The 5,811-nt window shown below is 48.0% G+C and carries 6 protein-coding genes; 3 read left to right on the forward strand and 3 right to left on the reverse strand.

The window, feature by feature from the left end:
* Positions 1-1,367, reverse strand: a 1,367-nt coding sequence (gene gltX, locus A3751_RS06840; protein ID WP_068453692.1) for a glutamate--tRNA ligase, incomplete at its 3' end; no start/stop codon positions are given.
* Between the two features lie 59 nt (positions 1,368-1,426).
* Positions 1,427-2,071: an MBL fold metallo-hydrolase gene (locus A3751_RS06845; RefSeq protein WP_068453694.1), complete on the reverse strand. Its 645-nt coding sequence runs from the start codon at positions 2,069-2,071 to the stop codon at positions 1,427-1,429.
* A gap of 109 nt (positions 2,072-2,180) precedes the next feature.
* On the opposite strand from A3751_RS06845, the gene A3751_RS06850 reads away from it, so the two are divergent.
* Positions 2,181-2,504 (forward strand): DUF4156 domain-containing protein, encoded by a 324-nt coding sequence (locus A3751_RS06850; protein ID WP_068453696.1) that lies wholly within the window; start codon positions 2,181-2,183, stop codon positions 2,502-2,504.
* A gap of 98 nt (positions 2,505-2,602) precedes the next feature.
* Complete coding sequence (locus A3751_RS06855) at positions 2,603-4,174, forward strand: PAS domain-containing methyl-accepting chemotaxis protein (RefSeq protein ID WP_068453698.1); 1,572 nt, start codon at positions 2,603-2,605, stop codon at positions 4,172-4,174.
* Positions 4,175-4,227: 53 nt separating this feature from the next.
* Here the strand turns inward: A3751_RS06855 and A3751_RS06860 are convergent, their stop codons facing one another.
* Entirely contained in the window at positions 4,228-5,235 is a 1,008-nt protein-coding gene (locus A3751_RS06860) for an NAD(P)-dependent alcohol dehydrogenase (protein WP_068453700.1), read from the reverse strand.
* Between the two features lie 341 nt (positions 5,236-5,576).
* Here A3751_RS06860 and A3751_RS06865 point away from each other — a divergent pair, with 341 nt between their 5' ends.
* A complete protein-coding gene (locus A3751_RS06865) occupies positions 5,577-5,798 on the forward strand; it encodes a hypothetical protein (RefSeq protein WP_068453702.1) in 222 nt (73 codons plus the stop codon).
* Positions 5,799-5,811 lie beyond the last annotated feature (13 nt).

Consider the following 5,811-nt stretch of genomic DNA (forward strand, 5'->3'; position numbering starts at 1 on the left):
ATAGAATCCACAACGGACCAAGAGTTTGGTGTTCCAGCAACCGCGACAAACAAAGGCTGCATAAAGTCACCCATCTTTATTTCCATTGCCTTGGCCAAGGCCTTAACGTCCCCAAAAACGTTTTCTTTGTTCCAATGACGCTGCGATTCCAGAGTCCACAAAGCAAACTGCAGAACACGCTTAACCTGCCCCTCTTCGAGTTTCTTGTGTGCGAAATCGGCGCGATCGAGATTCAGCATGCCCGAAAACATAAAACTTGCCAGAGGAGCGATATCCGAGAACGTCTCAACACGCCCCTTAATATGCTCAAGCATCGGTTTTACGAACTCAGCATTAAACGCCCATTCCTGAGCGCGGGATGCAAATTCCTCGTCACTCAGGTTTTCACGAATCCACAACCCGTTGAGCCAACTAAGCTTTTCTACATCGAAAATGGGACCACCAAGCGAAACCCGCTGAATATCGAAGGTTTCTATCATCTCTGCAAGAGAAAACTTTTCTCGCTCATCCTGCAGAGAGTAACCCATGCGGCCAAGATAATTGGTCACCGCTTCGGGCATGAAACCAACACGTTCATAGTAGGTGATACTTGTGGGGTTTTTCCGCTTACTCAACTTGCTTTTATCAGGGTTACGCAATAAAGGCATATGGCACAGTACCGGCATTTCCCAATCAAAGTACTCATAAAGCAATTTGTGCTTCGGAGCAGAGTTGATCCATTCTTCACCCCGAATAACATGTGTAATTGCCATCAGGTGATCATCAACCACGTTTGCTAAGTGATATGTCGGCATGCCATCACTCTTAAGAAGTATCTGGCAGTCTACTTGCGCCCAATCAATTTCGATCGTTCCGCGCAACATATCTTCGATCACACAGGTTCCCTCATCAGGTACCTTCATCCGAATAACATGCGGCTCTCCCGCGGCCAAGCGACGTTCAACTTCATCAGAGGGCAATTCCAAAGCGCCCTTAATTCCCGGATTCAACCCGGCAGCCTTACGCTCCTCACGGATGACATCAAGTTCTTCAGGGGTGCGAAAGCAATAAAACGCCTTGCCCTCGTTTACCAACCGCTCCGCATAAGCGGCATAATCATGTTTGCGCTCGCTCTGTCGATAAGGGCCATAAGGACCACCAACATCAGGACCCTCATCCCAGTTCAATCCGAGCCAACGCAAGGCGTCGAGAATCTGAGCTTCCGATTCAGGTGTAGAACGCGCCTGATCTGTATCCTCAATACGCAATATAAACTTCCCATTATGTTGCTTTGCGAAGCACATATTGAAAAGTGCAATATAAGCTGTACCAACGTGAGGATCACCGGTAGGCGAAGGCGCGATGCGGGTGCGGACTGTTTGGGTCATTAAAGGTTCCGTTAATAAAATGAAAATTCAAAAATTCTAATTATCTCAAGTTTAAGTGATCAACCATACCCACCAACAAAGGGATTGGTTTTGATCTCTTGCCCTATCGTAGACATAGGGCCATGCCCTGGCACGAAAGAGACATCATCGCCCAAAGGCCAAAGCTTGCCCCGAATAGACTTACAAAGTGTATCGTAGTCGCCTTTTGGAAAATCGGTACGACCGATTGAGCCCTGAAACAGCACATCACCGACAAATAACAAAGCAGAGGGTCTGTGATAGAACACAACGTGGCCGGGCGTGTGTCCAGGACAATGAAGCACTTCCAGGATTTCGTCCCCTACAGAGACTGTATCGCTCTGATCCAACCAACGAGTCGGCTGGAACGTCTGCGCTGGAGGAAAACCAAACATCTGCGACTGCTGTGGCAGCATCTGAATCCAAAAGTCATCTTCTTTGTGCGGCCCTTCAATCGGCAATGATTTTGAAGAAGAGAGCTCACCCACTGCGCCTGCATGGTCGATATGTGCATGTGTGAGAACAATTTTCTCCAGCTCAACACCCTGCTCTTCTACTTTCTGGAGCAAATGCGGAAGGTCACCGCCGGGATCTATCAACGCTGCTTTGTTGGTTTGATCACACCAAATCAGGCTGCAGTTTTGTTCGAAAGGAGTTACCGGAATAATCTGATATTGAAGCGCCATATATCGCCTAGTCAGGTTGGGTAGAATTAGAGTCTGTGCGGGGTATTATCGACAAAGACCTGTTAATATCAACCAAACACGTAAATCAAATCGCAAGGACATCCAAACCATGCAACACCGCCTTCATTATTTGCTCCGTGCAATCCTTATTTTACCGATGTTTGCGCTCGGGGCGTGCTCGTTTGTAGATACCGTTCCCGGGAGCGAACGCGTCGTCATCAGTCACAACATTGATAACTGTAAAAAGCTAGGCGAGACCAAGGTAAAAGTGCTTTCTGAAATAGCGGGCATAGACCGAAGCGAAGACACGATGGTTGAGGAATTAAATACCTTGGCCCGAAACGCGGCTTTCGAGCAAGGCGCAAATACCATAAAACCCATTGACCAGATGAGTGAAGGAAGCCGCGCTTACGAGCTTTACCTTTGCCGATGAAGCATCTAAGCCTTCGTTTGGTCTAACCCATAAGCGTGCAGACACTATAAGTTCGACTAAACTTGCTCTCACATATAGGATTTTCTAGTGAGAGCAGCATGCGAAAAAACCTTCCTGTCACACAAAAGAATGTCGATTATTCTGACTCATGCCGCATTGTTTCAACAACAACGGCAAAGGGGGTAATCAAGTATGTAAATCAGGATTTCATCGACATCTCAGGCTTTACTGAGGAAGAGTCACTCGGTCAAGCACACAACATTGTTCGCCATCCTGATATGCCACAAGCTGCATTTAAGTCGCTCTGGGACACAGTCTCGCAGGGCGAGCCTTGGATGGGTATTGTTAAAAATCGCTGCAAAAATGGCGACCACTACTGGGTTGATGCCTTTGTAATGAGTAGCGGCGAAGAAACGGATGGCAAGCCAGATCTTCAAAGCGTTCGATTCAAACCGAGTCACGAGCAAATCTCACGTGCAGAAGACGCCTACCAACGAATCAATGCTGGTAAGCAACCATACCAAAGCGTCCTTCTTCGTCATTGGCCAATGGCTGCTAGAATGAGCGCAATAAGCTATGCCTGTCTAATACCTCTATTTCTGCTCGCCCTGTCAACAGGCGGTGTCACCGCAACAACACTGGCTGTCTTGTCACTCATTTTAGCGCCGGCGCTTTGCTGGTTGGGCACTGCCGGGATCAGGAATACCGCAGATCAAGCGAAGCAGCTACATCATGATCCACTCGCACAATATATTTACACAGGCAGAGCGAACGAGCTCGGTGCAATCGAACTAAGTCGAATCTTCATGCGCAACAAACTAGAGACAGCACTCTGGCGGGTCGTCGACAGCACGCGCAATCTCGAACGCGGAGCTAGCAACTCCGTCAACATGGCCGAGGAGACAGAAGAACATACCGTTAAGCAAAGAGCCGAGCTCGAGCAACTCGCTACCGCGATCAACGAGATGTCCTCTTCCATTGCGGAAGTTTCGCAAAACACCCAAAGCGTCAGCGAACTCATGGAATCGGTTCAGAGCCAAGTATCCAACGGCTCGTCGCAAGTCAGCTCTACCACCAGTTTCGTGCAAGAACTGGCTGGCAACCTGGAGAAAACATCAGAACAAGTCCAGCAGATAAGCGAAAGCAGCGGTCAAATTTCAGACCTTGTGCAATCGATACACGGAATTGCAGAGCAAACCAACCTTCTGGCGTTAAACGCAGCGATTGAAGCCGCCCGCGCAGGAGAACAGGGGCGCGGTTTCGCAGTAGTAGCAGACGAGGTAAGAAACCTAGCCAACAGTACATCGACCACCACAGAGCAAATACAGCAAGCCATAACCTCAATAAAAACTGGGGTCGAAGAGGCTGTTGCATTGGTCACTCAAACCATCGAAAGTTCAAATGCGACGTCTGAACAATCCATGCTAGCCAAAACATCGCTCGAAGAGATTACCTATCTGACTCAGGAGACGCTCAACGCGATGATTCAATCGGCTTCAGCCACCGAAGAGCAAAGCGCAGTATGCGAGGAGATTAACCGTAACGTACACGCTATTCAGGATTCCGCCGCCAGTACCTGTCAGAATGCGCAATCGGCTCAGCAGGAACAGCATCGCCAGTTCAATGAAGTCGTCAAACTCACCAAACTGGCGCAAGATTTTACTGGATAAAGCGTGTTTTCACGTGGCAAAGGCGTTATAAACGCTTTTGCCAAGCGCACGTGCTAGGCCGTGTTGTCGAGCACCACGCGATAGCGTGCTTTACCTTCTTCTAGGTGCTTCAAAGCATCGTTAATGTCTTCCATTTTAAACATTTCGACTTGTGGCTCGATCTCATGACGCTTTGCGAAATCTAGCATCTGGGCAATCGTTGCGGGGCTGCCAACCGGCGAAGCCGAAACAGACTTTTGCCCAAGGAGCAACGGGAAAACCGCTAAATCCAGAGGCTCTGTGGTCGCACCGACAAAGTGCAATCGCCCTTTTGGAGCAAGCGTCGCTATATAAGCATTCCAATCTAACTTTACGTTTACCGTTGAAATGATGAAATCAAACTCTCCGGCGGCGGCTTCAAGCTCTTGAGCATCTCTCGAGTTAATCGTTGCATGCGCACCGAGTGAGAGTGCTTCCTCACGTTTGGACTCAGAACTGGTAAACGCGGTGACGTGACAACCCCAGGCATTCAAAAACTTCAAACCAATGTGCCCAAGTCCACCAATGCCGATCACGCCCACTTTGTCGGTTGGCTTTACGTCGAACTGCACCAACGGGTTATATACCGTAATACCTCCACAGAGAAGCGGGCCGGCTTTTGAAAGATCCATTCCGTCCGGAATCTCAACAACACTGGTCACATCGGCAACCACCTTGTCTGCGAAACCACCATCTCGCCCAACGATCGTCCCCTGCGCGCTTGAGCATAAATTCTCATCCGCTGTATGGCAGCTCTTACAGTGGCCACAATAACCAGACTGCCAACCCAGACCGACGGTTTTTCCCTTCCAATCAGAATGAACAGCTTCGCCAACGCGTACGACCTTACCGATCACTTCATGCCCGGCAACGAGTGGGTAGCTACTCATACCCCACTCATTATTCAACATGCTCAAGTCGCTATGGCAAATGCCACAGTACATTACCTCTAGCTCAACCTGACCGTGGCTTAAGTCCTGCTCAGATCGCTCAACTTTTTGTAGGGCGGCACCTGCGGATGCTGCCTGATATGCTTGGTACATAATCTCTTCCTTTTTGGTTATCCGAGTGAGTACGCACAAGATCGCATACTAGATGGTGTGACTGCCTAAAACGAACGAAAAAGCCTTAGCTAGGTTAACAATTTGCAAGCTTCGACAACAATTGTGAACACTAGTTTTCTATTTGCAAACCCCCATTATACTTACTCATAAACCAGTGACGAAAATCCGACGCTGGTGTCGTCAAAGATCGCAAAAGGTGATTAATTAGATTAGAAATAGATTATAAGTAATTGTTTTTTATCTAATTTAAATTCAATGAACATGCTTTTTGCTTTAACAGTAAGTAATAACAGACACTTCAACAAATCGGAGATTCGAACATGCTTACAGTTATCAATTCAGACAAGGCGAACACAAACAGCAACACTGCAGGCGACGCAATGATGGAAACAAATCAAATGGAATCAACGAAAGGCGCTGAACTTCTTCTTAGCTACATGCTTTGGGAGCAAAAATTTGAGCAAGACGCTCACGAAGTATTTGAAGATCCAATCGAAGTCTTTCTAACCGCTCAAGGTGAAAAGCCTTTGACTTTGGTATAAGCCCTTAGCTTTG

The sequence above is a fragment of the Oleiphilus sp. HI0080 genome (assembly GCF_001635135.1).

What these genes read in the sequence shown, in the direction of transcription:
- A3751_RS06845 (WP_068453694.1), bottom strand. Translation starts at nt 2,071, where the DNA reads ATGGCGCTTCAATATCAGATTATTCCGGTAACTCCTTTCGAACAAAAC.
- A3751_RS06850 (WP_068453696.1), top strand. Translation starts at nt 2,181, where the DNA reads ATGCAACACCGCCTTCATTATTTGCTCCGTGCAATCCTTATTTTACCG.
- A3751_RS06855 (WP_068453698.1), top strand. Translation starts at nt 2,603, where the DNA reads ATGCGAAAAAACCTTCCTGTCACACAAAAGAATGTCGATTATTCTGAC.
- A3751_RS06860 (WP_068453700.1), bottom strand. Translation starts at nt 5,235, where the DNA reads ATGTACCAAGCATATCAGGCAGCATCCGCAGGTGCCGCCCTACAAAAA.
- A3751_RS06865 (WP_068453702.1), top strand. Translation starts at nt 5,577, where the DNA reads ATGCTTACAGTTATCAATTCAGACAAGGCGAACACAAACAGCAACACT.